Source organism: Hyphomicrobium sp. B1 (genome assembly GCF_049532635.1).
Classification (GTDB): Bacteria; Pseudomonadota; Alphaproteobacteria; order Rhizobiales; family Hyphomicrobiaceae; genus Hyphomicrobium_B.
Map to the genome: position 1 here is coordinate 197,973 of NZ_CP134871.1, position 26,403 is coordinate 224,375.

General features: G+C 61.2%; 23 protein-coding genes and 1 pseudogene. 14 read left to right on the plus strand and 10 right to left on the minus strand.

Features of this window, described 5'->3' with window-relative positions; all coding sequences use genetic code 11:
* Window positions 1–118 precede the first annotated feature (118 nt).
* The 7 genes from RLW55_RS01005 (at window position 119) to RLW55_RS01035 (ending at window position 10,113) form a co-directional block, all read left to right on the plus strand.
* Window positions 119–4,453, plus strand: a complete 4,335-nt coding sequence (locus RLW55_RS01005; RefSeq protein WP_423415332.1) for a strawberry notch-like NTP hydrolase domain-containing protein — start codon at window positions 119–121, stop codon at window positions 4,451–4,453.
* 14 nt (window positions 4,454–4,467) lie between these two features.
* On the plus strand, window positions 4,468–5,487 hold the full coding sequence (locus RLW55_RS01010; RefSeq protein ID WP_409562249.1) for a DUF7146 domain-containing protein: 1,020 nt from the start codon (window positions 4,468–4,470) through the stop codon (window positions 5,485–5,487).
* A gap of 308 nt (window positions 5,488–5,795) precedes the next feature.
* Window positions 5,796–6,719 (plus strand): DUF2493 domain-containing protein, encoded by a 924-nt coding sequence (locus RLW55_RS01015; RefSeq protein WP_409562248.1) that lies wholly within the window; start codon window positions 5,796–5,798, stop codon window positions 6,717–6,719.
* 45 nt (window positions 6,720–6,764) lie between these two features.
* Entirely contained in the window at window positions 6,765–7,283 is a 519-nt protein-coding gene (locus tag RLW55_RS01020; RefSeq protein WP_423415333.1) for a helix-turn-helix domain-containing protein, read from the plus strand.
* Complete coding sequence (locus RLW55_RS01025; RefSeq protein WP_409562246.1) at window positions 7,234–9,237, plus strand: ParB/RepB/Spo0J family partition protein; 2,004 nt, start codon at window positions 7,234–7,236, stop codon at window positions 9,235–9,237. The genes RLW55_RS01020 and RLW55_RS01025 overlap by 50 nt, the downstream gene beginning before the upstream one ends.
* 130 nt (window positions 9,238–9,367) lie before the next feature.
* On the plus strand, window positions 9,368–9,766 hold the full coding sequence (locus RLW55_RS01030) for a hypothetical protein (RefSeq protein ID WP_409562245.1): 399 nt from the start codon (window positions 9,368–9,370) through the stop codon (window positions 9,764–9,766).
* Between the two features lie 149 nt (window positions 9,767–9,915).
* Window positions 9,916–10,113 carry a hypothetical protein gene (locus RLW55_RS01035; RefSeq protein ID WP_409562244.1) on the plus strand — a complete coding sequence of 66 codons (198 nt, stop codon included), beginning with the start codon at window positions 9,916–9,918 and terminating at the stop codon, window positions 10,111–10,113.
* 300 nt (window positions 10,114–10,413) lie between these two features.
* On the opposite strand, the gene RLW55_RS01040 is transcribed toward RLW55_RS01035, so the two are convergent.
* Both RLW55_RS01040 and RLW55_RS01045 read right to left on the minus strand, forming a co-directional pair.
* Window positions 10,414–11,382, minus strand: a complete 969-nt coding sequence (locus RLW55_RS01040; protein ID WP_409562243.1) for a helix-turn-helix transcriptional regulator — start codon at window positions 11,380–11,382, stop codon at window positions 10,414–10,416.
* Window positions 11,383–11,470: 88 nt separating this feature from the next.
* Complete coding sequence (locus RLW55_RS01045) at window positions 11,471–11,638, minus strand: DUF262 domain-containing protein (protein ID WP_423415334.1); 168 nt, start codon at window positions 11,636–11,638, stop codon at window positions 11,471–11,473.
* Window positions 11,639–12,070: 432 nt separating this feature from the next.
* Between RLW55_RS01045 and RLW55_RS01050 the strand changes: the two genes are divergently transcribed.
* Window positions 12,071–12,670, plus strand: a complete 600-nt coding sequence (locus RLW55_RS01050) for a hypothetical protein (RefSeq protein ID WP_423415335.1) — start codon at window positions 12,071–12,073, stop codon at window positions 12,668–12,670.
* Window positions 12,671–13,001: 331 nt separating this feature from the next.
* Here the strand turns inward: RLW55_RS01050 and RLW55_RS01055 are convergent.
* Window positions 13,002–13,131: pseudogene (locus RLW55_RS01055) on the minus strand (integrase); the annotation flags it as partial.
* Window positions 13,132–13,212: 81 nt separating this feature from the next.
* Window positions 13,213–14,082, minus strand: coding sequence for a hypothetical protein (locus RLW55_RS01060; protein ID WP_409562240.1), 870 nt, complete (start codon window positions 14,080–14,082; stop codon window positions 13,213–13,215).
* A gap of 333 nt (window positions 14,083–14,415) precedes the next feature.
* Here RLW55_RS01060 and RLW55_RS01065 point away from each other — a divergent pair, with 333 nt between their 5' ends.
* The gene (locus tag RLW55_RS01065) at window positions 14,416–15,753 is read left to right on the plus strand and encodes a helix-turn-helix domain-containing protein (protein WP_409562239.1); all 1,338 of its coding nucleotides are present in this window, start codon (window positions 14,416–14,418) and stop codon (window positions 15,751–15,753) included.
* Window positions 15,754–15,876: 123 nt separating this feature from the next.
* Here the strand turns inward: RLW55_RS01065 and RLW55_RS01070 are convergent, their stop codons facing one another.
* Window positions 15,877–16,755, minus strand: coding sequence for an ImmA/IrrE family metallo-endopeptidase (locus RLW55_RS01070; protein ID WP_409562238.1), 879 nt, complete (start codon window positions 16,753–16,755; stop codon window positions 15,877–15,879).
* 2 nt (window positions 16,756–16,757) lie between these two features.
* Entirely contained in the window at window positions 16,758–17,072 is a 315-nt protein-coding gene (locus RLW55_RS01075; protein ID WP_409562237.1) for a helix-turn-helix domain-containing protein, read from the minus strand.
* 131 nt (window positions 17,073–17,203) lie between these two features.
* Here RLW55_RS01075 and RLW55_RS01080 point away from each other — a divergent pair, with 131 nt between their 5' ends.
* Genes RLW55_RS01080 through RLW55_RS01095 form a run of 4 tightly spaced genes read left to right on the plus strand, consistent with a single transcriptional unit; the run spans window position 17,204 to window position 20,114 of the window.
* Window positions 17,204–17,425 (plus strand): DUF2188 domain-containing protein, encoded by a 222-nt coding sequence (locus RLW55_RS01080; RefSeq protein ID WP_409562236.1) that lies wholly within the window; start codon window positions 17,204–17,206, stop codon window positions 17,423–17,425.
* 6 nt (window positions 17,426–17,431) lie between these two features.
* Window positions 17,432–18,442: a CBASS cGAMP-activated phospholipase gene (locus RLW55_RS01085; protein WP_409562235.1), complete on the plus strand. Its 1,011-nt coding sequence runs from the start codon at window positions 17,432–17,434 to the stop codon at window positions 18,440–18,442.
* Window positions 18,439–19,638 (plus strand): nucleotidyltransferase domain-containing protein, encoded by a 1,200-nt coding sequence (locus RLW55_RS01090; protein WP_409562234.1) that lies wholly within the window; start codon window positions 18,439–18,441, stop codon window positions 19,636–19,638. Before RLW55_RS01085 ends, RLW55_RS01090 begins: the two co-directional genes overlap by 4 nt.
* Window positions 19,638–20,114: a hypothetical protein gene (locus RLW55_RS01095; protein ID WP_409562233.1), complete on the plus strand. Its 477-nt coding sequence runs from the start codon at window positions 19,638–19,640 to the stop codon at window positions 20,112–20,114. Before RLW55_RS01090 ends, RLW55_RS01095 begins: the two co-directional genes overlap by 1 nt.
* 331 nt (window positions 20,115–20,445) lie before the next feature.
* Here the strand turns inward: RLW55_RS01095 and RLW55_RS01100 are convergent, their stop codons facing one another.
* Together RLW55_RS01100 and RLW55_RS01105 are read right to left on the minus strand one after the other, a co-directional pair.
* A complete protein-coding gene (locus RLW55_RS01100; protein WP_409562232.1) occupies window positions 20,446–21,429 on the minus strand; it encodes a hypothetical protein in 984 nt (327 codons plus the stop codon).
* Between the two features lie 2 nt (window positions 21,430–21,431).
* On the minus strand, window positions 21,432–22,280 hold the full coding sequence (locus RLW55_RS01105) for a hypothetical protein (RefSeq protein WP_409562231.1): 849 nt from the start codon (window positions 22,278–22,280) through the stop codon (window positions 21,432–21,434).
* 73 nt (window positions 22,281–22,353) lie between these two features.
* Between RLW55_RS01105 and RLW55_RS01110 the strand changes: the two genes are divergently transcribed.
* The gene (locus RLW55_RS01110; RefSeq protein ID WP_409562230.1) at window positions 22,354–23,184 is read left to right on the plus strand and encodes a hypothetical protein; all 831 of its coding nucleotides are present in this window, start codon (window positions 22,354–22,356) and stop codon (window positions 23,182–23,184) included.
* A gap of 422 nt (window positions 23,185–23,606) precedes the next feature.
* Here the strand turns inward: RLW55_RS01110 and RLW55_RS01115 are convergent, their stop codons facing one another.
* Window positions 23,607–25,823, minus strand: a complete 2,217-nt coding sequence (locus tag RLW55_RS01115) for a heavy metal translocating P-type ATPase (protein WP_409562229.1) — start codon at window positions 25,821–25,823, stop codon at window positions 23,607–23,609.
* A gap of 104 nt (window positions 25,824–25,927) precedes the next feature.
* Complete coding sequence (locus RLW55_RS01120) at window positions 25,928–26,353, minus strand: MerR family transcriptional regulator (RefSeq protein ID WP_409562228.1); 426 nt, start codon at window positions 26,351–26,353, stop codon at window positions 25,928–25,930.
* Window positions 26,354–26,403 lie beyond the last annotated feature (50 nt).

Genomic DNA, 26,403 nt, shown 5'->3' on the forward strand with positions numbered 1-26,403 from the left:
CGTACGGGGAGCTTTTTCATTTCAAAGGCGAGAGGGAAGAGGAGGGGCCGGGAAGGGTGCCCTTGAGGGGTTCGCGAGAGGCGCGGGCCCCGGGGTGAGTCAATCGGAGCACCCGCCCATGTACACACCGTCTGCCATCACGACCGCCACAATAGCCGCTTCGCCGCCTTCTGAGGCTGTTTTTGAATCCTCAGACGCACCGGCAATCATCCGGGCGGGCGAAATCCTCCTCAAAACGCTCTCAGGCGGCCGTCACCTCGACGCGACGATCCTGCGGAGCGCCATGGAGACCGCGTTCGGGGCCTCCGACGCGAGCGGGGCGTGGAGCTGGAAGGACGCTTACGAAAGCGTGGAGGTGGCGCAGGTGCTGTTCCTCAGGAAATACCTGCCCGCCATCCGCCGCGAACGCTCCCGCGCCGCCGTACTCACGATGCTGGAGAAGACGGCCGCCTTGCTGCCCACCCACACGCGGCGGTCGGAGGAAAGCGTCGCCCTCCAGCAATTCTCGACACCTCTGGAGCTGGCCTTTCTGGTGGGCGAGGCGGCGGGATTGCGCGCCGACGATGTCGTCCTTGAGCCCTCCGCCGGCACAGGGCAGCTTGCGGTGTTCGGCGCGGCGGTGACCAATAAGCTCGCGCTCAACGAATACGCCAACAGCCGCGCGGACATCCTCCAGCTGCTGTTCCCCGGTGCCCCACTCACGCGCTTCAACGCCGAGCAGCTGCATGACCGCGCGGACAGGTCCCTGGTGCCGACCGTCGTGTTGATGAATCCGCCCTTTTCGGCCTCGCCCCACGTCAGCGGCACCATGGCGGGCGTGGATCTCCGCCACCTGAGGTCGGCCTTGCGCCGCCTGGCGCCGGGAGGCCGGTTGGTGGCCATCACCTCGTTCGGACTGACACCCGACGACACCCGCTATGCGGATGCCTTCCACCGCATGCGGGCCGAGTGCACGATGCAGCTTTCGGCCGGGCTCGACGGCAGGCTATACCGCCGCCACGGAACCACCATGGAGACGCGGCTCCAGGTCTTCGACAAGGCGCCCACGCCGCCCGGCCATCGGCCCATCCGGGGCATTTGCGCCACGCCCGCCGAATTGCTCCACCTGATTTGCGAGTTGCCCGCGCGGTTGCCGTCGTCCGGGTCATACCCTGCGGCTCCCGTTCCGCCGAAACCGGCCGGGACACGCGGGACCACGATCACCCCATCGCCCGCGCCGGCCGCCGGTCCCGCCGTGGCTCGCGAGACCCAAGGCATCGAGCTCGACTACGAGGTGATGTCCGACGCCCAGCCCCGCGCCACGTCGATCGACGCCTTGTACGAACCTTATGCCCCCGAGCGCATCCGCATCCCCGGCGCGGCACCGCACCCCGACAAGATCGTGCAGTCGGCGGCGATGGCGTCGGTGCTGCCGCCGATCCCGACCTACCGGCCGCATCTGCCGGACGGCCTGGTCGCGCAGGGATTGCTCTCGGCCGCCCAGCTGGAAACCATCATCTACGCGGGTGAAGCCCACGCGCGCCACCTCGCCGGACGGTGGACAGTCAATGAAACGCTGGACGTCCTCACCGCCACGGCGGACGGCGCCGGGGTTTCGTTCCGCCGCGGCTTCTTCCTCGGCGACGGCACCGGCGTCGGGAAGGGGCGGCAGGTCGCCGGCATCATCCTCGACAACTGGCTCAAGGGACGCCGCCGCGCGCTCTGGATCTCCAAATCCGACAAGCTGCTCGAGGACGCCCAGCGCGACTGGTCGGCGCTGATGCAGGAACGGTTGCTGGTGGTGCCCCAGGACCGCTACCGCCAAGGCAAGCCCATCAAGCTCCGCGAGGGCATCCTGTTCACCACCTACGCCACGCTCCGCTCGGAGTCCGAAGGCAAGCCATCCCGCCTGCAGCAGATCCTCGACTGGGTCGGCCGCGATTTCGACGGCGTCATCGTCTTCGACGAGGCCCACGCGATGGGCAACGCCGGCGGCTCCACATCCAACCGCGGCCACCAGAAGGCGTCGCAGCAAGGCCTCGCCGGCCTCAAGTTGCAGCATGCCTTGCCGGAGGCCCGCGTGGTCTACGTGTCCGCGACCGGTGCCACGACTGTCGAGAACCTCGCCTATGCGCAACGCCTGGGACTATGGGGCTCGGACGACCTGCCGTTTGATACGCGCACGTCGTTTTTGGTTGCGATGAATGAAGGCGGCATCGCCTCCACCGAGGTGCTTGCCCGCGATCTGAAGGCGCTCGGCCTCTACGTGGCGCGGTCGCTGTCCTACGAGGGCGTGGTGGTCGAGATGCTTGAACACACGCTCACGCCGGGCCAGGTCGAGATCTATGACGAGTACGCCAAGGCCTACCAGATCATCCATGCGCATCTGAACGAGGCCCTGTCCGCCACCGGGATCTCCGGCGAGGCGGGCGAATGCCTCAACAAGAATGCGAAGAGTGCCGCGCGGTCCGCGTTCGAAGGCAACAAGCAGCGCTTCTTCAACCACCTCATCACCGCGATGAAGATGCCGACGCTGATCGCCGACATCGAGGCCCAGCTGCGCGATGGCCACGCCGCGGTGGTGCAATTGGTCTCGACGTCGGAAGCCTTGCTGGAACGCCGTCTCGCCGAGTTGCCGCAATCCGAATGGGACGACCTCAATTTCGATGTCACGCCACGGGAATATTGCCTGTCGTATTTGAAGCATTCGTTCCCGGTCCAGCTTTACGAGACCTACACCAACGACGAGGGGCAGCTCGCCTCACGTCCGGTCTTCGACGCCGAAGGCAATCCTGTGGCGAGCCGCGAGGCCGAGGAGATGCGCGACGACCTGATGTTCCGCCTGTCGGCGCTGCCGCCGCTGCAATCGGCCCTTGACCAGCTCATCCACCATTTCGGCGCTGACGCCGTGGCGGAAGTCACCGGCCGCTCGCGCCGCATCGTGCGCAAATCCACTGCACGGGGTGAGGTGCTTGCGGTCGAGAACCGTCCCGCCTCGTCAAACATCGGCGAGACCCAAGCCTTCATGGACGACAAGAAGCGCATCCTCGTCTTTTCCGACGCCGGCGGCACCGGCCGGAGCTACCACGCCGACAAGGGATGCCTCAACCGGCGCAAGCGCGTCCATTACCTCCTCGAGGCCGGGTGGAAGGCGGACACCGCCATCCAGGGTCTCGGCCGCTCCAACCGCACCAACCAGGCGCAGCCTCCCCTGTTCCGCCCCGTCGCCACCAACGTGCGCGGAGAAAAGCGTTTCCTCTCCACGATCGCGCGCAGGCTGGACTCGCTCGGCGCGATCACGCGCGGGGAACGCAAGACCGGCGGCCAAGGCTTGTTCCGCGCCTCGGACAACCTCGAAAGCGTTTACGCGTGGGCGGCGCTCCGACAGTTCTACACCCTCATCCATCTGGGGAAGGTGGCGTGCTGCTCCCTCCGGATGTTCGAGGACGTGACCGGCCTTTCGCTCACCAACGCGGATAGCGGCACGTTGCTGGACGATCTCCCGCCGATGCACACGTTCCTCAACCGGATGCTGGCGCTCCAGATCGGTTTGCAGAACGCGCTGTTCGAGGTCTTCGAGGACCTCATCGACGGACGCGTGCAGGAAGCCATCGCCAAGGGGACCTATGAGGTCGGGCTTGAAACCATCCGCGCGGAACGGTTGGAACTCGTGGGCCGCCGTGTCATCGCGGTGCACGGCCTCACCGGCGCGAAGACCGAAATCCTCGACATCAAGCGCCGGGACCGGAACAAGCCGTTGCAGCTTGCCGAGGTCCTCGCGCGCGCCTCGGAGGCCGGTGATGCGGCGGTGATGCTTGTCAACAGGAAGTCATCCCGGGTGGCGCTGCAGGTTCCGACCTCCTCGCTCACCTTGGACGACGGCACGGTCCAACAGCGGGTGCGATTGCTGCGGCCGACCGAAAATATCGCCGTTCCCGTGTCGATGATGGAGGACACCCACTGGGAGGCGACCGACCGCGCGACCTTCGGCGCGCTGTGGCAAGCCGAAGTCGACGCCGTGCCGGAATACGTCGACAGCCGCTTCCACATGATCACCGGCCTGCTGCTGCCGATCTGGAAGAAATTGCCGTTCGCGCACCCCCGCGTGTTCCGTTTTGTGACCGACGACGGTGTGGGTGTGCTCGGCCGCCTGTTGCCGCCCGAGTGCCTGGACCAGTTCGACGTGCCGGATGGCCCGCACCTTTCAGCCGAAGAGCTGTGGCAACGCCTCACCGACGGCGGGACCGTGAAACTGGAACCGGGCTTCGTGCTCAAACGCGTGCGCAGCATGGGCCAACCGCGCATCGAGCTCCAGGGCTTCACGCACGACATGCTGCCGAAGCTCAAGGCCATGGGCCTGTTCCCGGAGATCATCGCCTACGCCACTCGGTTGTTCCTGCCCACCGGCGCGGATGGCCCGAGGGTCCTTTCAAACCTGCTCGCACGTCATGCCGTCGTGCGGAAACCGAATTGAGTGAGGATGACGCCATGGCACACGACATCCGGCATATCTCGGAGCGGTTGGCGCAGCATGCCGAGGCGGTATGCGCGCACTATCTCTCGAACGGCATGAAGAGCGGCCGCTACTGGCTGGTGGGCGACGTCTTCAACACGCGCGGGCGGTCCCTCTGGGTGCGCCTGGTGGGCCCGACCTCAGGGCCGGGTGCCGCCGGAAATTGGACCGATGAGGCGACCGGCGAATATGGCGACCTCGTCGACCTCATCCGCATCAACCGCCAGCTCAACAACTGGTCCGACGTGCGGGAGGAAGCGCTCACGTTCCTGTCCGAACCCCGCCATGTCGAGTACCCCATGCGTGCTCCGGCACCGCGCAACAGCCCCGAGGCCGCGCGGCGGTTGTTCGCGGGGTCACGCCCCGTCAAGGGAAGCCTTGCCGAGACCTACCTCTCCTCGCGCGGCATCACCGGGCTTGGCGACATCCCGTCCTTGCGGTTCCATCCGAGTTGCTTCTACCGGGCGCGCGACAGCGCGGCCTTGATGAGGCTGCCCGCGCTCGTCGCCGCCATCACCAGCCTTACCGGCGATGTCACCGCCGTGCTCAGGACCTACCTTGCCGAGGATGGCCGGGCCAAGGCCACGGTGAGCACCCCCCGCCTCGTGCTCGGGGACCAGCTCGGCCATGCGATCCGCATCGGCCCGGCGGGAGACGCGCTGCTCGTCGGGGAGGGGCTTGAGACCGTTCTTACGTTGCGTTCGCTCCTGCCCTCGATGCCGATGAACGCGGCGGGCTCCGGGAACCACCTGGCCGCGCTCCGGCTGCCGAAGGACCTCAAACGCCTCTACATCGCCGTGGACAACGATTCTCCCGGCAGGACGGCGGCGCAGTCGCTGATCTTCCGCGCCATGGATGACGTCGCGCACATCCGCCTGCTCATTCCCCGGCACGATGACTGGAACACCGATCTCGTGCGGGATGGGCCGGAGGCGACCTTTGCCCGGTTGGCCGATCAGTTGTCGGAGGTCGACCGGCCCCCGCGCGCAAGATAGGGGGCCGGACGGGAAGGGGTGCGGTTTGGGGAGACCCGAGGTGTGGGGCCCTCCGACGTCCATCGGCCTTTAAGGGGCGGCGAGTGGGCCAGAGTCCGGTCCGGGCGCAACGGCGGGCCTGGAACTCTTTTCCGCCGGGCGCTTCGCGCCCTTTGCATCGCGAAGCAAAAGAGTTCGGCCCTTCGTCCTCCGCTCCGCTACGGCCGCCAAGAGGGGCGGTGCTGCCCCGCCCGGAACCCCGGCCAAGGGCTCGCCGGAAAGGCCGGCGATGGGCGCCGGCAAGTCCTCAAACAACGGGAGCTTATCCCATGACACTCACCAATCCCTTGACCGGCTACCCCACCTCCTCCGCCACCGCGCGCGCCGCGGACCACATGGCCCTCCATGGCTTCTCACCGCGCGAGGACGAGCCCGACACGCGCCCTGTCCCGGAAGACGACGCCATCGCGGCCATCGTCACCCACCTCTTCGAGGCCGTCACCGCCCCGCTCGCCGACACGGCACTTGAGCCCGACGTGCCGAACCTCCTCTGGTCCGTGGTCAACATGTTCCAGATCAAGCTGGACCGGCTGCAGCGCGAGCTCGACGACAACGAGCTCCGCCAGCGCGAGGCGCAGGAGCAGCAGGACGGTTCCGAAATCCGCTCCCTCGAGCTCGAGCGCCTCCTCGACAAGGGCCACAACCTCCTCGACCGCCGCGAGGCCTTCGAAGCCATGCGGGACGCCGCGGCCGAATCCTACGCCGACTTCACCGGGTCCGCCTGGAAGCCCAGCCGCGGCTCCCTCGTCAACCACAAGAAGATGACGGCGTCGCTCATCGACAGCCGCGACTTCCTCTCGGCCCGCAAGTACGCCGAGACCAACGTGCTCCTGCCCTCGGGCACCAAGATCGCCTTCGCGGGCGGCCAGGACTGCAACGATGTCGACGGCATCTGGAGGGTCCTCGACAAGGTCTTCGCCAAATACCCGGACATGATCCTCATGCACGGTGGCAACCAGCGTGGCGCCGAGCGCATCGCCTCCTGCTGGGCCGAAGCCCGCAAGGTGCGGGAGTTCGTGTTCCGCCCCGACTTCAAACTCCACGCCAAGGCGGCGCCGTTCAAGCGCAACGACCGCATGCTGGAGGCCATGCCGCAGGGCCTGATCGTCTTCCCGGGCAACGGCATCACCGACAACCTCGCCGACAAGGCCAAGAAGCTCGGCGTCTCGCTCATCGACATGCGGAGCCGCTAGCTCCGCCAATAGCAACCGCCAGCGCGCTGCGCTGGCGGTCCTTTCATGGTGGAAGAGGAAAAGAAAGGGGTTCGCACCGCGGAGCACGGACAGAAGAGACAATCCCTCATTGCCCGCATCAACGGGAGAACCGCCATGGCCTATCCATCACCACCCATCACCCTCGAGGCGCGCAAGGCCTTCCTGCAGGACAAGCTCGTCGCCGCCCTCCACGACACCGTGGGCTTCGTCGCCCCGCACGACCTCTCCTGGATCGCCGATGGCGCGCTCATCCGCTTTGCCCTCGAGCGCTGCCATGGAAACCTCACCAAAGGCGGGCGCCTGCTCGGCATGACCCGCATGACCTTCAAGAAGCGGGTCGTTGCGCATGGCTTCGACCATGTGTCGTTCGGCGGCCAGCGCGGGCGGGATCAACGACGGCCCCAGGGGAAAGGATGGGATGGCGAGGGTGAGGAAGGCAGAGGGGAGAGAGAGGCTCTCCCGGGTCTTCCGAAAACCGACAGGAGTACCGACCATGGCCAAAGCCAAACCCGCCGCGACAGCGCCGATCCCGCAGCACAATGAAATCACCGTGCCGCTGAACAAGCTCGTCCTCAGCGCCGCGAATGTCCGCAACATCTACGACCCCAAAAGCATCAGCGACTTCGCCGAAAGCATCGCCGCCAAGGGCCTGCTGCAAAACCTGATCCTCCGGCCCGCCGGCGATGCGGACGGCGTCGGCCTCTACGAAATCCACGCGGGCGGCCGTCGCTTCCGCGCCCTGCAGCTTCTCCTGAAGCAAGGCCGCATCGCGCCCGACTTCCCCGTTCGCGCGATCGTCGAGACCGCCGGCGTCGCCGCCGACGTGAGCCTCACAGAAAACACCGAGCGCGAGAACCTGCACCCGCTCGATGAGTTCAAGGCCTTCAAGGCGATGAAGGATGACGGCATGTCGGATGCGGCGATCGCCGCCACCTACCGCGTCACGCCCACCGTGGTGAAACAGCGCCTGCGCCTCGTGTCGGCGAGCCCGAAGCTCCTTGACGCCTACGGCCGCGACAAGCTCGACCTCGATCAGCTGATGGCCTTCTGCATCATCGACGACCACAAGCGCCAGGACACGCTCTTCAAGGCGATCTCCAACGGCACCATGAACGGCGCCGCGTGGGCCATCAAGCGCGCCCTCACCGAAAACACCATCGCGCTCTCCGACCGCCGCGTGAAGTTCGTGGGCCTCAAGGCCTACGAAGCCGCGAACGGCACCGTCCTGCGCGACATGTTCGACACCAAGGACAGCGGCTACATCGAGGATGTCGACACCCTGACCCGTCTCGTCGATGCGAAACTCGCCACCGAACGCGCCGCCCTCCTCGCCGCCGGATGGAAGTGGGTCGACGCCGCGCTCGATGTCGACTACGCCGCCAAGCAATCCCTTGGCCGCATCACCGGAAGCTCGGCGCCGCTGACGAAGAAGGAGGAGAAGCGCCTCGAGAAAATCGCTGCGCGCCTTGAGGAACTCGACCGCATGTCGGAGGATGACGCCGACGAGACCGACGACGGGCTCCAGGAGGAATTCGAGGCCCTGGACGCCGAAGCCGAGGCCATCCGCAAAAAGCCTGCCGTCTTCACCACCGAGGAGATGGCGCGCTCCGGCGTGCTCCTGTCGATCAGCCCATCGGGAGAGCTCCTCGTGCAGCCCGGTTTCGTGAAACCCGAGGACGAGGAAAAAGCGGCAACGCCCGAGGCCACCGCAACCTCGGATGATGAAACCGAGGATGACAACGCGCCCAAACCCATCGCCGAGCGCCTTGTGCAGGACCTGACCTCATACCGCACGGTGGCGATGCGTGATGCCATGAGCAAGGACTTCCGTGTCGCCTTCGTGACCACACTCCACACGATGGTCCTCTCGCACTTCTATCATGCCTCCTATGACAGCTGCATGCAGTTGAGCATCCAGCACAACTTCGCGGCCAACGCGCCGGGGCTGGACACCTGGAAGACCACGGTCGCCCTCGACGAGCGCAATGAAGCCTGGCGCGCGAAGCTGCCGAAGGACCGCACCAAGCTCTGGGCCGCCCTGTGGGACATGGACGATGCCGAGAAACACGGCCTCTTCGCCCACTGCGCCGCGATGAGCGTCAATGCGGTCCAGACGAGCCGGCGAGATGTCAAACGCAACCGCGACCAGGTCGCGCACGCGTTGGGCCTCAGCATGGTGGCGGCGGGCTGGCAGCCCTCCGGCGACATGTACCTCTCGCGCGTGTCCAAGCCGCACATCATCGCGGCGGTGGAGGAAGCACTCGGCGAAGACAAGGCGCACCTCATCTCCGACATGAAGAAGGAGGGCATGGTCCGTGAGGCCGAACGGCTTCTCACGGGCACGGGCTGGTTGCCCGAGGTTCTAAGGACCGTCGATCCGGCAACCCTTCTGCCCGATGTGGATGAGGCCGATGACGGCGAGGCCGAGGGCGAAGAAGCCTTGCCGGAGTTCCTCACCGAGGCTGACGGCGACACTGAAACCGCCGTTGCCGCGTGAGCGCACCGCTGGTCGTCTGGGCCACCTTCCCACCGGGAGGTGGCCTATTTCTTTTTCCCGGACCTATCCGCCCGGATGGTTACGTTCGCCGTGCCCCCGCCCATCATCGCCGCTCAACAGGGAGCACCGCATGACCGAATTCCTGCAGTTCTACGTCCACTGCTCGCGCACCAGGCAGCGTTACATCGTGAGCGGCTACGTCCAGAACGGGACCCTGCACTGGGCGGCCGCCTTCATCCCCAAACCAGGCTATTCCGCGCCTTCGCTGCCCCCTCCTTCCGCGGCGATCTACAGCAGCATCGACGCCTCGAAGTTCCGCTGCCCGTGTTGCGAAACATCCGGCACCAACAACGGCACCAAATTCGGGATGTGGACCTGCAGCACCTGCGGTTCCGTCCATTGCATGGGAACCGACAACCTCGGCAATTGCCATGGATCGTGCGGGCAGCCAACCTGCATCCATGAGAGGGCGAAATTCGATAATCCCGCCCCTTTGAGCGTCCAGATCGCCCAGGGGCACGACCGTTAGTGAACGTTGCAGGGGTTTCAAAGCGGGCCGCGTCGCCAGCGGCGTCCCACTTGATGTCCACTTCGTGGGCACACGCCGAAGCTCGATCCGTATGCTTCTTTTACTCCCACCTGCTTGTGCGCCTTGGCGCGGTGATCTTTACTTGCAAGATGACGAACGATTTTCACGAGCCTGAATTCCGCCGGCTCTTTGACCGGGCCTTTGACGGCACGCAAAGCTTCGCCGAATGGATGGCGATGAACCGGTCCGCCTACCGCGTGATGAACCGCGCGGACGCCGATGACCGCGGCGCCGAATTCTATTTCTTCATGCTCGATGCCTACGACGGGCAGCTTGCCCTGGCGTGAGCCCCAGGTTCGGGCTGATCACGACCGTATGACGCCGGGCCCATGGGGCAACTCCCCGGCATGGCCAAGCGCCATTCCGAGATCCCGCATGTCGATGAGCGCGCCGCAGCCCGGGCAGACCATGTAATGGTCCGCCTCACCTTCCGGCGCCCAGCCTATCGGCACACCGATAATACATGGTTTCCGATCGTCACCCATGACGGGGAAACCAACTCAACTCCCGATCCGTTGCCGGCCGGACAGACGCAGGAGGTCGTCCAGCAAAGGCGCGCGTGCCCGACGCCACGCGGCAACCCACCGCTATCCGAAAATTTCCTTCATCAGCGCCACGACCTGGTACTGGGACGTGCACTCGAGGTGGCAGAGCACCTTGCGCATATGCCAGCGCACGGTTGGCAACGCCACGTTCGCCTCCTCCGCATACTGGCGAAGGTCGAGGCCACGGACCAGCGCGCACACCAGCCGCGCCTGCGCGATGGAAAGCTTGGTGACCTTCGACACCCGCATCGGATCAAGCATCAGCGGCTGGCGGAGGGGTTTAAGGTGCAGGAGGGCAAGGTGCTCGCCGGACACCCAGCTTGAGCGTTCCCGCGACAGGTGACCCAAGAGGTCGTTTTCAAGCAGCGTTCGCGCCTCCTCATGCGCGCCCCTGAAGAAGGCCTCCACCATCTCCGCAAACATCCGGCTCGCCTCGCGGGTGCCGAAGTTCAGTTGCTCGTTCGGCGAAACCGAGACATTCGCCGCGCCGGAATGCAGCAGGTTCTTGGCCAGGAGGTTCATCGCGTGGATGTGGCGATGTTCATCGATCAGCAGGCAGGGGTGCTTGCTGTACATCGTCACCCGCTTGATGTGGTTCACGTCCTTGTCGAACAGGCGGTGGCTGTGCTCGAGCGCGGCCAGGACTTTCGGGTCGGTGAAGGCGCCCACCGCTTCCTCGAGGTCCCCGTCCCTGGCTCCGGTCGCGTAGACGCCAGCCGCCACGCCGCGAGGCTCCAACGCCACGATCCTTGTCTTCCAGGGCACCACCCTCGGTTTGGGGGCGGCACCTGTCCCCACCGGATGGCAATTGAGGAACCCCTCCACGTCCGCGCGGGCGGGGCCGGTGGCAATTTCGTAAGTGAGCTTAGGCCGCTGGCTCACGACAAAGCGCAAGGCAATGCCGGCGAGCATCTGGCTCCGAGTCATTATTTCCGCAAGATAGGAATTCCATGCCTGCAGAAGATCGACGTCGGTCGACGCCTGGATCACGCTATCAATAAGCATATTCACTCAAAACATCTGATAAAATAACATCGTTAAGCTGCCGCAGCCGACGGTCGAACGCAAGGACCAGATAACGACTGCGGAGCCGCGGAACTCACAAATCCCAGGCAGTGGCCAACGTGCCGGCCAGCTCACGGGTAAGCAACGCTTCAGCGTTTTCCGGTCCCCACCCATAGGGCCGCTGATAGAGAGGGAAGCTGAAGACGAACGCGTCGGAAAACAGGTCGCCTATATCCAATTGCTCGGTTTCAAAAGCTGCCACTGAAAATACCCCGCTGTACACCCACGCGCAAAACATACGCGGGCGCGGCGGCGGGATGCCCATCCACATGAATAGGTCGCGAAAGAAAATCACCCCATGCGGGGAGGGGCCTTATTTGTCGAAGGCGAGAGGCTTGGTCCGGCAATCCCCGACGTGATGTTCAGGCCCGGAACGCGGAAAGCATTTCGCTGCTCCGGGGTTCGCTGCCATAGAGCTGTCTTTACAGCCCCTTTTTCTCGCACGGCGTGATCTGTTGCTTATTGGCACTGAAGCGTTTCGCGCTCTCTCGGTGGATAGGTTCTGCCGCTTTTGCAGGCATTTAGAAGCGCGTCCGCACCAACGGTGCTAAAATAGCCCGGCAAGAAAGCAAGTCATTTGGGTTCTCGTTCAAGCCTCTCGGTCGATGCGGCGTTAGCGGAAGAATTGTCCGCGTTGTCGAAGAATAAGCGTTGCCCGCCGGTGAGGCGGGCAACGGACGAGGCAATCCGCGACTACATTGAACGGAAAAAGCTTACCAGCGAACAGCAGTGGTGGGAGGAAACTCTCCGCCGCCTGGACAGCGTCAATCACGTCCAGGCGGAAGACGATATCGATGCGAAAGAGATGTTCGATGTGGTGCTGTCGCCCTTGCGGAAAGAATTCGGAAGCGTTGCGGATTTCCGCGCCCCGCAAATCTTCACCGGCGGCACGCCGCGTGCGCGGCCGGTCTACATGACGGCGGGCGCGGGGCTCGACCTTTTTGAGCTTTGGCGCGTCGTATTCAGCAAGCGGGCGTTCCGCGCGAACGCCGCGGTCAATAAGCTTGGTAACTTCATCGAGCGCATCAACGCCGGGATCACGTTGCGGGTTGATGTTCACGATGACCGGGCGGATGGGCTGAGGAGCATGCGTGTTCCCTCCCTGACGGCGCTCAACGTGCTGTTTGTCCGCAATCCTCGTCGCATCGTCATCGCGCGGTTCGTTTACCCGGGCATGACGAGCGAAGGCGAGGTACCGGCGCGGTTCTCCCGCAAAAAGTTGGGCATGGCCTGATCCGAATTACGTGCGGCGGGAGACGAAGGCGTACCGCTGTATCCGAATTTATGCAGAAACGTTCTGAGCGATTGTCGTTACAGAAATCAATGGCGGGAGGTCCAACGCCGGACTCGATTTAACATAAGATACATTATGCGCTGCGATAGCCGCATGTGATTTCCTACATAATCAAACAAGTCGGTTCTGTTCCTTCATCGAGCGCCTTCTCGATTATTCCTTCGAAAATCGCCTACAAGACGTCCGCTAAGTCCCAATTGCGGAAGTAGACGCGCCGGTATCGGCGAGGCGAAAGCGATCTCCGAGCACGTCCGCTCTCGGAGGTATCGCGTTAAATGTCGATCGCATCATCAACCTCGATGCCGAGATAACGAACCGTGCTCTCGAGCTTCGGGTGTCCGAGCAGTTGAAACGCGCAGGTTACCAGTCCATCGGTAAATCAGCATGGCCTTAATTCGCCGCGGGCCGGCAAAAAGGACCTGCCCCGCCTTCCTCTTTGCAATCAGTTTGTTCCAATGTGTACGAGTTTAAGCCAACTGCTCTCAAGTCTCTTTGTTGGGCCGCCGGCGTAGATCGCGAGCAATAGTCTCAGCGGCGACAGGCATTCCAATCTCAGCGAAAAACGTGGTGGCAAATCTAACGAAAGGGCCTCCAACTTCTCCAGTGCCACTTGGTCTCGAAGCGCCTGCTTTGCGTCCATATAGACCTTCAAAACATTCTGTCAGCTTATCGCGGACAAATACTTGCCGTGAGTTCGCGCTTTCGTCGTTGCGCTGTCGCTTAGTTTCCGCTTGTCTCGCGTTTGCAGTCATATTGGCGATCAGCGTAAGCTCGGCTGTGAGAGATCGAAACTTTTGTAATTCAGGCCAGTCCGAAATAAGGCGATCAGTTGCCGGATCGTTCAAGATGTCTCGGAATCGGCGCGATGCCTTCGCAAGTTTTTCGGCATGACCCACCGGCGGGCGTGCGGCCGTTGATGGATAGATGTGAAGAACGTGCATGTCATTTAGCAGAAGCGCGATCGCCGCAATGCCGTAGAAATACATCTCTTCCGGTGTGAACCGGCTTGCGTTCCCATTGTCGCGAATACTATTCCAATCCAGAGGAACGATGGGCAACTCGGCTGCGGCTAGTATTCTGTGAGCCTGTTCGGGGCTAAGGGAGAACCAATCACGAGGATCAGTTTCGATCTTACTCGATGGGCTGCTCGGCATCTCATCGCCGAGAGCCTTGTGCATTAGTTTTACTGCTCGATCTGGATCGTAGCTTACGAGCACTCGGCTGAGTTTGCCAACGCCAATGACCGCCACGGCACAAAATCCAAGGCTAGTATGCGCGCGCCGCATCAACAGTTCCCTGGTGGAGCTGCCGATGTCATTCTCTTCACTTGGCTTAGGGGCTTCGGCTTCCATTTTCGTAGAACTGACCTCCGCAAGAAGTATGTGGTGGATCGCCGACTAAGGCGATCCACCACAGCCCGCGAACCTGGAAACCTCTCCAACCAATCAGGCTGGCTGTTGTCCGATGTTCAGGTTCCTTCAGCAGGTGAGGCCTGCTGTAGAGGCAAGAGAGGACACCGCCCTTTCCTTGAATTTGTACCTATATCCGAGCATCCTCGATTCGGAGTGGGCGGCCTCCGCAAAAAGTCGTCCAACCCGCCCACTCGGGCCCATCAAACTTGCGCGGCGAAAAAACGTCCACAAGCGCGGTGCTGGCACTGAGCGCCAGCAAGCCAATGGTAGTCTATGACCGACGAGCAAATTCAAGCGCTGATCAATAACCTTCAAGAAGGCCTCTACGTTGAGGTCAAAAACTGGCTCGGAGGACTGGCAGAGGAGCGTGAGAGAGCGCGATTGGCGAAAGAGATTATAGCACTGGCCAACAGCGGAGGCGGTGCAATATTTATTGGTTTCGACGACACGGCTCAGGGGCACCCGGAAATTGCACCGGAGCAGGGACACCTAGAGGCTTTCTCACAAGACCGGATTGCAGCGGTGGTGGCGCGATATGTAACTCCGCCCTGTCAGTGTCGCGTCGCGTATGCCCAAAGACTGGGTTCAGAGATCAGGCATCCCGTTATCATTGTTCCTGGAGATCACCGGACGCCATTGTGGGCGTCGCGCGCAGATCCCGAGCAGCGCATACTACAAACGGATCGCGTCTACGTACGTCGACCTGGGGGGGCAAGTGAACCATCACGAACGCAAGACGATTGGGAGAAACTCATTGATCGGCTGGTGAAGGCGCGCCAAGACGACCTTCTCACTGCGATGAGGAAGGTCATAAACCCTCTGGCTGAGACTGATCAAACTCCAAGACCCAATCTTGAAGAGTGGGATCGCGAAAGCTACGCGGCATGGACCGCGAAGATAGCGCAGCTGGCGGCCGACAGCCCACACCGATTGGCCGAGGGACATTGGACATTTTCGTTCTCGATAGAGGGTTTCCAAGCAGAGTCCCTGAACGCACTCAACGAGATGCTGCGTCAGGACATGCCGGCTTATTCTGGTTGGCCGCCATTTACGTACTTGCAGGCGGAAGGACGTCGTCCCGTAGCTCGTGGCGATCTGATCGAAGCGTGGCTTGCCAACCTTGCAGATAACAACGGCGAAACCAGTGACTATTGGCGCATTTCGCGGGATGGGAAAGGCTTTCTGTTGCGCCCGATGCAAGAGGATCGTGCTGACTTCATGGCGAACCGCATGCCTCGACCGCAACCACCTCTATTCGACTGGATTTTGCCGATTTACCGTGTGACGGAACTTCTAAAATTCGTCGAGGCTCTGGCGTTACGTTTTGCTGGCGCGAACTCGCAGATCAGTGTGATTCTTCGGTACTACAGCGCCGTGGGAAGACGATTGTGCTGTCATAGCCTAAGATGGAACGTGCTAGAGGGCGCGCGGTGTGCCGAAGAATCAATTTCGAGCAGTCTGACCTTTCCCACCGAGGAGATCGGAATCAACATTGAGGAGCGGGTGCAAGCACTTCTGGTTCCGATCTTCGAGCAGTTTGAATTCACGGAGCTACGAAAAGCAATTGTCGATCGGGTTGTGCAAGAGGTCCTCGGAAATAGGGCGCGCTAACTTGGCACAAGTGCGGATCTCAGCCGCATTGGCTCCGCGCTACGTTAAGTTCAAAGGGCAAGAAATTAGCCCGTCCAATAGCGAATGTCCGCTGAAACGGAGAGACGGGCGGCGAAGGCATGGTCATTTGCGCGCGAACCTCGGCGTCCAGGATTCTAGCAGTTCAGCTTCCTCATCTTCTTGCTGGTCCGGATCGTCCGGTAGTGCTTCACCGGTCAAGATCGTCAGCGTAAATCCATATTTACCGAGGCCCAGCACTTCTTCGTCCAGGGAAATGCGCGAGCTGCCGTCGAACCAGGCGGCGAGATCCGTCTCTCCGCAGGTCTTGTTGCCGCCAACAATATTTTCTCGATCGGCATTGAAACGCGCCGTCGCGCTCGCCGGCAGTTTCATGCCCTTCTTCAGCCATTTCAGCTTACCGAGCGCTTTGAAATTGTCGGTCATGAACGCGTAAGCGACGGCATCGCCTTCACTCACAACGATCGCCATCGGGTAAGGACTGCATGCCGCAGACCTTATTGCTGCTGCGGTCGCAGAGGATTCCGCCTCGGATGCCAATTTCAGGATTCCCTCAAGCCCGGTCTGATGCCGTTGCAGAAACTTCTTCGTGAGGGACGATGGAAGAAGAAGCCCGGCTGCAAAGTGATCGGCCTCGAGCTCTATTGAGGAACTCTGTGTAAAGTTCGCGCGCGACATGTGCACTCCGCCGGCCCCTATGATCTCTTCAGGATGCCCAGGAAGGAAAAAATGCCCCAATTCGTGCGATACTGAAAAGTTCTCGAAGCCACGGTTGTTGTGCTCCGTCGAATAGATTAGCGTCACAAGATTATTTACGAAGATGAGGGCGCCCGATATTCCCGGCGCGTCGGGCGGCTTCGCTTCGACAATAATATCGTTGTCGGCCGCAATCTGCAGCGGTCGAATGGGAAACGTCGTGAACCCGGCTTCCCTCGCTACCTTTTCTCCGAGTTGCGTCGCAAGTTTTAAGCGAAATGCCGCCATGGCTACTTCTTCTTGCTGACCATGTTGTCGATGACACCCTGGATGATATCTCGGTCTCTGACCGACAGCTTGTCTTCATCGCGAAACGCTGTCGTCGCTTCTCCCGTGCCGAGCAAATAGTCCGTCGAGATAACAAGGGCTTTGGCGAGCGCACGAATGTTGTCGAAGGAGGGTTTTCGTCGGTCGGCTTCAAAATGCGCTATAGCCGACGAATCCATGCCAGCGCGACGTCCCAATTCAGACTGGCTGAGTTCCCGATCTTCGCGAATGGATTTCAAACGGGAACCGAAACTTGATGATATGATTGACCTGGTCATGACGAAAGCGTATAGATTCCACTGCTGAGGTCGTCAATGTCGCGGACCTCCTTTTTTTGGCCCGCGCCTATGACAGTTCGTCAAGTAGCGTATGACGGCGCGAATCCGAGGTCAATAGAGGGCTGCTAGAAATGGGCAAGAATCAACATGTGGTTCCACACGGCGACGGATTGGCCGTCCGCGGCGAAAACAACAGCCGCGTGACGTCCACCCACGCGACGCAATCCCAGGCGGAAAGCGCTGCGAGGAGCATCGCGATCAACCAGCGCAGCGAGGTCGTCATTCACCGGCCGAATGGCGAGATCCGCGACAAGAATTCCTACGGCAACGATCCGTATCCGCCCAAGGGATGATCATCGATGTCGGCCGAGAACCTTGATCCGCTGCCTATCCGACGCATTCTCTGCCTTGACGGCGGCGGGATCATGGGAACTCTGCCGGCATCCTTTCTCGCCGCTATTGAGAGAAATCTCGATCGCCCGATCGGCGAATACTTCGATCTGATCGCCGGAACGTCGACGGGCGGCATTCTCGCCATTGGCCTCGGCCTTGGATTGAGCGCCCAGCAGCTCCTGGACCTCTACGTTGATCGAGGGCCTTTCATTTTTGGGGAAGGAACGTCAGGGCTTGAAGGTTTCATCTCTCGCTTAGGTCGCAAAATCAAACACTGGGTAGCGACGAAGCATGACGCGACTGCTCTCCGACGCGAGCTCGATGCCATACTCGGCCAGAGGCAGCTCGGGGAATCTCGAACACGATTGTTGATCCCGTCCTGGGACCCTCTCCATCGCAGCGTATACATCTTCAAGACGGCGCATCACGACCGGTTAAAGACCGACTATTCGCGCCTTGCCGTTGACGCCGCAATGGCGACAGCCGCCGCGCCGACCATTTTCCGGCGGCACACCACGGCGGATCACGTCGGGCTTTTTGACGGTGGCGTCTGGGCGAACAATCCGATCGCGCTTGCCGTGGTCGAAGCCATTTCCATTCTCGGTTGGCCCTCGAGCAGCCTTCGCATTCTAAGCCTGGGCTGCGTCAACGAAGTGTATGCGCTTGGCGCCGCTCCCGGAAAGATCGGCATCATCCGCGATCTTTCGCGGCTTTTCATGGACGGGCAATCGCGCGGCGCGCTCGGTATAGCGAAACTGCTGACGGGACATGAGCATGAGCGGGAGGCGATCTTTCGCGTCTGTCCGGACGTTCCGAAGGATCTCTACGCGATGGATGACACCCGCAAGATTTCCGAGCTTCGCGGGATGGGCGCGGCGGCGGCCCGGAAAGAGTGTCCGCGGCTTGAGCCGATCTTCTTTCAGGCGCCCGCCGAATCGTTCGAACCTATCCATAAACTCAAGGGAACGTTGACATGAACTTGATTGCGCCGCGCGCCAATAACTTTCCCGACGTCGTTCGGAAGTCGGCGGTCTATTCCATCCTCGATGAAGTCTGCCGCGAGCTGGAGCTGACCGAAGCGCAGCTCGTTGCCGCAAAGAACAGCTACGAAGCGGTGGCAGAGTGGCTCTCGGAAAGCGACGATCCCCTACTCCGCGCCATTCGCGTGTACGCTCATGGATCGGCCGGTCTCGGCACAAGCGTGAAGCCTCTCGGCCGAGAAGATTTCGACGTCGACCTCATCTGCCTGGTGCTGGGTTTTTCTTCTCGTCGCTCACCCGCCGAACTGAAAAAGCTCATCGGCGACAGGCTTCGGGACAACGCGCGATATGCCCCGATCCTGGAAGAAAAGAAGCGTTGCTGGCGATTGAACTATGCCCGCGAGTTCCATCTGGACATTTCGCCCACGATCGTGAACGTCGAATGCGTCAACGGTGGAGAGCTGGTCCCCGACAAAAAGCTTCGCGACTGGAAGCCCACGAATCCAAGCGGTTTTAAGGCCATTTTTGAACGCCGGGCAAATCTGCGGGCGCGCCTGCGCGCGGAAAAAGCGGCCTATGCGAATGACCGCGCCGACGTCGCGCCTTTCCCAACCAAGATGACGGGCAAAGGAGTGTTGCGTCGCACAGTTCAGCTACTCAAACGCCACCGCGATATCTATTTTGAGGACACGACGAAGGAAGTCGCGCCTATCTCGATCGTCATCACGACCCTCGCCTCAATGGCTTACGAATTCTGCGTCGGAATATTCGAATTCGACACGGAATTGGACGTTGTCGTCGAGACGATCCGGATGATGCCTCACTTCATAGAAAAACGCTTGATCGACGGCCGCATCCATTACTGGGTGGCAAACGAGAGTACGGTGGGTGAAAACTTCGCGGACCGGTGGAACGCCGAGCCGGCTCGCGTCGACGCTTTTTTCGCCTGGCACGCAAAAGCACTGTCCGCCTTTGAACAGGCCGCCGCAGTCGACGGTCTCGACCGGGTGACGAGCAGCCTTGAAGGCATTCTTGGCAAATCCGTGGTTCGCCGCGTCATGGACCGACGAACAGATTCCATTGGCGCCGCACGCGGCTCCGGCAGGCTGTACATCGGATCGGCGGGCAGCTTGAGTTTTTCCAGTGCCGCCGGCGCGGCACCGATTCCCCGTAATACGAACTTCGGTGACTGATGAAAAACAGGAGTGATCGGCCGGATCTCAGCCTTGCCCAGCAATATCTCTTCCTGAAATCCAGCCGGGTCGGAGATGGTGTTGGCTCATTGAAGGCCGCCGCCCTGACGTGGGAATACCGGGACCGTCCCACACCGCTCAGCCGCGAGTACACATTACGCATTGTCTATCGGCTCAGCATGAGTCCGCAAGTCTTCGTACTAAATCCCGACATTGCCGCTCTCGCCGGCAACCGCGAACTGCCCCATGTCTACCGCAATCCGCTGCGGCTCTGTCTCTATCTGCCTGGATCGGGCGAGTGGGCCGCGCACATGAGAATCGATCAGACCTTCGTCTCGTGGGCATCGGTCTGGCTCTTCTACTTCGAGGAATGGCTTGCCTCCGGCGAATGGAAAGGCGGCGGCGTACATCCCGAACCTGCGGATCGCGAAGAACAGCCGCGACGAGCGCGGCGGGCATCACGATCGTCACGCTAGTCGCGTAATCATCTGCTACAGGCGCGACGATACCACCAGGCTAAAACGTCCACTTCGAGCCCAAAAGGGGGAGACGCTTTGTCTGCTTATTGACGGATACCGGTCATGATCATCTGACAATTGAGTTAGCCGTTCAATGATCCGGTGATGTCGGCTTTCTCGGCATCGCGACGGCACGACCGCAAGGTCCCAATTGCAGACATTCACCGTTTGGTTCGCGAAGCAAGAGAGCGCGTTCCCGAACAAGTCTGCTTTCGAATGAAAAGCAGAAGTAATCCCGACTGCGCGATCGTCTGCTCGTGACCCTAAGCGGACCTGACCCACCTTTGCCTCAAAACGGGATCTCATCGTTGAAATTTCCTGCGACCTTTGCCGGCAGAGCCTTCGCCGGCAGCGGAATATTGCTCACCACGAACAGGTTCAGGATGTCATTCCGATCCATGAAAAGAATTTGACTGCGCTTGCCCTGGTCGAGCTTCTCTCCTAACCAATTGCGCGCCTGCTTAGTGATCTCGCCTCCAGCGATGATGAAGGCGTGGTCGACTAATACTCGGCGATTGACCTCGGGATCGAAGATCTCGTGTCCCAACATCATCAAGACCTGGTTCAGGATCTCGGCGACGTTGGCGCTGCCGGGCCGGGTCGCTCCGGCAGAATCGATCTTTGCCTTCTTCGCCTGGATGCCGAAATAGAGGACATGCATGGTCGGCAACGTGAAACGCATCCACACGTCCTTGCCGTACTCCAAGGCCTTGTCCGCATGGCCGGCGGCGGTGATGCGGTGGAAACCGAGCTGCCTGAACATCGGCAACAGGATGTCGCCGATCAGTTCGTCCTCAGAACACGCATCGAGATAGGCGCTCAGCAAGTCCCGCCTCTTCCTCTCCTCCGCCGTCAAGGGACGATGGGGACTGGAGAACTCCGAAAGCTTGTCGGATGCGATGTGCCGAAACTGGGCAACGCCACGCTCGTCATAGAAGGCTTCGAACCCCTCCCTGCACATGGGCGCGTTCAAGGCGGCCAGCGCCTTGGCGCGGTCGTTGTCACCCTCCGCCGCGTCGGCCCGGTCGAGGAGCACGCGCAGCACGCGGGCAAAACGGGATGGCAGCATGTTGGGTTGGGGCGCCGGATCCGCCAGCAGTTCGGCGAGACGCTCGGACGTCCAAGCCCAACGCGTCGTGCCGTCGTGGACGAAGTCGAGGCCGCACTCCTCGAAGAACTCGGTGATGCGCGAGCTAGACCGATAGACGAAAAATCCGGTGTCACCGATCACGCATTCTGCGATAGCCCTGAGGTTTCTTGATTTGAAATTCATGCCTAGTTCCGTTTGAGGCGCTCGTGCTCGCCCAGCATGTAGGTGATGTAGCTCCGGATGATGTTGCAGAAGACCAGGGCATCGTTGGCCGTCAGGGGCGTCCCGTTCTGCAGGTCTTGCCCATGTCGGATCCCGCCGCCCGTCGGCGACGAAAGATAGCCGTGCAGCGCCACCATCGCCGCAAGAACCTGGCGTTGATGCGTGCTCAAGGTCTTGGCCTGCATTTCCTTGACGATGGCGTTGAAGTATTTGCCCTTGATTGTACCGCCCCCAGCCTCGACACCGTCGAATCCGGTCGACACCGACTCGAGCACCCACAGCAATTCGGCGACGGCCTGTCGGCCCTGCCCTTTGGCGAGAAGATATTCCGATTGGGAAATGGCCGCCTGGATAACCTCGTGCGCCTGCTCGTCGAGCGAAGGTGGTTTGGCGGGCACTTGGACCGGACGGTGGTTGGCGGCTGGGACCAACGCCCCGTCCTCAACCCGGAAGGCGGCACTGTGCTTTGCGAGGATGCGGTTGATCCGCTCGGTCGATGGAACAGGAAGCTCCGTGTCGGAGGATCGTAAGGTCTCGCAGCCGGAACAGAACGCCTGAATAAACAGTGCCGCGTTATTCGCGGCGTCGCTCATCAGGTTCTCCATGTCGGAAGCTGCCCAGCTTTCGCTGCTGCTCGGGTTGACCGTTTCCCCGACACAGGCGGCGAACTCGCGCTTGAATAGCTCGAGCACCCGTTGCGGGCGCGAGGCCTGTCCGCTCATGCGGCGGATGAGCTGGAGAAACTCTGTGAACACTTCGGGCGGAATTGCCCCAGGGCTGTTCTCTTCCCATTGCGGATCGATCTTGAGCATGCCCTACTATAACACGACGGCGACGCAGCGCTGGATCGGGAAGCTCCTGTCCACCACGTTCTAGTCTGGGTCCATGAGCAAACGATTCCTTTTCGATTTCGACCGAATCTCCGACTGGCTACCGCGCGTCGACGCGGTGCTGCTGCCTCTTATGCCGCCGAATGCGGTCACTGCGCTCCAGGCCGCCGCACCAGAGTACGTCGAAGACGCGCGCGACGTGGCCGTTGAGCTGGGTGGTCGCGAGAGTATTGGCAATGCGCTGCTGGGCTGGCTGGGCTTGGTCGATGTCGCCGCCTATCACGGGACGCGGGCGAATGCCGACGATGAAGCCTCGATCAACCGGAGCGGCTTGCTGCCGTTGGTCGCCAACGACCGCAAGGCGAGGCTCGTGCGCGCCCTGTCTGGCCACGCGGGCTGGGCTTCGGCGTCGCAACGCCTCGATGACGTCATCGACATGTACGGCCCACGAAGTCGTCACGGGAAGCGCGAAGGCCAGGCGCACCTGACCTTGTCTCGAGAGGCATTGGTCGACGGGTTCAACCACTACCTTCAGCTTGGCGCCGAGATCGACGGGCACATGGCGCGTGAGCTGCTCGGCGCCGATGGACTTGACCTGCTGAGGCGCGACGGCCGTGCCATGGTTTTCCGCTTTCGGGTGTCGGGCGAGGCCGCTTTGAGGGTGACCCACCCGTTTTTCACGCCGGCGGAGTTGATGGCGCGCGGGGATCTGCCAAACATCATTGGCGAAGTGGTGTGCGCATGGGCTTACAAGAAATCATACCCGGAGAAACCCGGAACCCGGATGCACGTGGATTGCGGTCTCGTTTTTGAAGCGGCCGTCCCGCCGGACTGGATTATCGGCAGCGAAGTCATCGATGAGGGCCTACTGGACGACGCGACCTAGCGCGCCCGATCCTGCGCGCGCTTGTTCAGTTTTGAAATCACCTCTAGGCCGACAATCGGTGTCTGCTAATGGCCCGCAGCCGTCATTCGATCGACGTCTGCTCGTGAGGCTGCAGCAGACGCTGTTGCGAAGGGTCATTGGCTATTTTGTAATCATTGCAACCCAAGTCCGCCTTCTCGGCAAAGCTGACTTAGGAGTTGACTCGCAGGTTTCGTACAAATTTCACACGGACCGTCTTGTCGGTAGCGTCGAGCCGAAGAGCCGCTTCGCCGAGAAAGCGGACATCGCGCCTTGTGCGCGCCATACCACTTAAGGGTAGCGATGCTTGTCTGCTTTCCATCGTAAGCGGACATGGTCAGGTTCTCCGCCCTGGGCCAATAGCCGTCGTTGGGTTCAACGGTGGTCTCGTGCCTATTGGTTCATTATCGGCTGTATGGCGGTTTCCAGCGCAGCAGACGCATGGCGTTGGCCGTAACCAACACAGTTGCGCCGGTGTCCGCAAGAATTGCTGGCCAGAGGCCGGTGATGCCGACGATCGTCGTAATCAAAAAAATGGCTTTGAGACCAAGCGAGATAGCGATGTTTTGATAGATATTCGCCATTGTGCTTTTCGAGAGCGCGATCATTTGCGCCACGTCTTCAACTCTTCCGTGAAGTACCGCCGCGTCCGCAGTTTCCAGCGCTACGTCCGTGCCTCCTCCCATCGCGATGCCGACATCGGCAGCGGCAAGCGCTGGTGCATCGTTAATGCCATCCCCGACCTTGGCGACCACATCCCCTTTTTGGCGCAGCTCGCCGATGATGCGCTTTTTATCTTCCGGCAATAATTCGGCGCAGACTTCGATATCGAGCTGCCGCCCGATCGCTTCTGCGGTGCGTCGGTTGTCGCCAGTGAGCATAATCGTCTTAATCCCCGCAGCCGCGAGGGCCTTCAGTCCGGCGGACGCGTCGGGGCGGGGCTCGTCGCGCATTGCAAGCGCACCAGCAACACTATTATCGGCGATGAGGATGGATACGGTCTTTCCCTCCTCATTAAGTGCTCTGACCTTTGCTGACTGGTCCGAGCTGAGCGCCGCCATGGTGCTAGCTGCTTTCGGCGACCCGAGGAACACCTCGATTTCATCGACCTGGCCGCGCACGCCTTTACCGCCGATGGCTTTAGCATCGGAGACGGCAGGGAGAGGATCTATCCCACCATTCGCGGCATGTTCTAGAATGGCATTTGCGAGCGGATGACTTGATCCCTTTTCAAGAGCCGCCGCGAGCCGCAGGACCTGCGCTTCATCGCGTCCAAATGCAACGACGTCTGTCACACGCGGTTTACCTGCTGTCAGGGTGCCGGTCTTGTCGAGCGCGACGGCGGTGATATCTCGAAGCGTCTCGAGAACGCCACCGCCTTTTATGAGTAAGCCGCGACGGGCGCCGGTCGAAAGCGCGGCTGCGATGGCGGCGGGCGTTGAGATTACAAGGGCGCAGGGACATCCGATCAGCAGGATTGCTAGGCCCTTATAGATCCAACTACTGAAATCACCGTCGAATATCAGCGGTGGAACGATTGCGACGACGGCCGAAGCGACGACCACGCTGGGCGTGTAATAGCGCGAGAAGCGATCGATGAAGCGCTCGGTGGGTGCCTTGGCGTCCTGCGCCTCTTCCACAAGCTTGACGATGCGCGCAATCGTATTGTCAGAAGCAGCAGAGGTAACGCGGACCCGCAATACCGCATCACCGTTGATTGTACCGGCGAAAACGGTTCCGTCGGCGCCCTTTCGCACTGGCGTACTCTCTCCCGTGACCGGCGCTTCGTCGATTTCGCTTTCGCCCGAGAGAATGACGCCGTCGGCCGGAATGCGATCCCCTGGTCGCACCATGATCGTGGAGCCAACAACGAGGCTTTCCGCCAGCACTTCTTTCGTTTGGCCGTTCACTTCGACCCATGCCGTTTTGGGCACAAGCTCGGTCAGCGATTGAATGCTGGCGCGCGCCTTTCCCGCCGCGACGCCCTCCAGCAATTCTCCGACCATAAACAGAAAAACAACGACCGAGGCCTCTTCGCTGGCTCCGATGATGACCGCGCCGATCGCGGCGATCGACATCAGCATCTCGATGGAAAAAGGCGTGCCTGAGCGCGCCGCCATAACGGCGCGTCGGGCGATTGGGATGAGGCCGACGAGCATGGCCGCGATAAAAAGCCATGGTTCCAGTTGCGGAAATAAATTGCCTCCGACCCATGCTGCGGCTAGCGCAAGACCTAAAGCAATTGTCAGGCGGCCTTTGCTCGATGCCCACCACGCGTTGCGCATCGGTCGCTCAGAGTTCACATCGTCCGCATGTCCGTGCTCGGTCTCCTCGGAGTGGTGCCCGTCGGAACAGCAGGAGTGGATGGCTTTTGGCGATCTAACTTCGGACGAATTCGACGCTGCTTCTTGCGCGAGCGAAAATCCGAGCGCCTTTACGGTCTTTTCGATGGTGTTTGTTAAGCCGATGCGGTCCTCGGAGCGCACGGTCATTTTCTGTGCTTGAAAGCTAACTTTAACGTCTTCGACGCCTCCGAGCCGTCGCACAGCGGTTTCAATTTTCGACGCGCAGGAACCGCAATCCATTCCTTCGACGCGATAGCGGATCTCGTGGGTAGTCATGGCTGGTCCTCAAGTTAAGAGACCAAAGCCTAATTCCTATAGTGACTAGAGGAGCAAGCCAAAATTCCGGCTAACTTCACCCTGGATGATAGAGGCGCGACAATTCAGACATGAGTTTCGTGCATACATTTGGCGTGATCCGCCAGCACTTCGATGACCCGACACTGGCTGACGTGGCCGTGACTACAGCCGTCAATCATCCGTTTCAACTCCCTCTGCAGTGCCCTGAGGCTCTTCAGACGAAGTTCCACTTCGCTTAATCTTGCGCGCGCTATCGTGTCGGCGGAATCGCACGATTGCTTGGGATTGTCCTGAAGCCTGAGCAACGTGCGGATGGCATCAAGTTCAAAACCCAGTTCACGGCAATGTCTGATAAACGCGAGCCGGTGCAGGTCATCCTCCACAAAAAGGCGCCGATTGGCCTCGGTTCGCGCCGGACGCGGCAGAAGACCTATTTCCTCATAAAAACGGATGGTGGGTACTTTGACTCCACTGAGCTTGGCGGCTTCCCCAATCGACACCTCATTCATTTTGATTGCTCCTCTAGTCACTAGAGAATGTACGAACGATGGGACCCCAG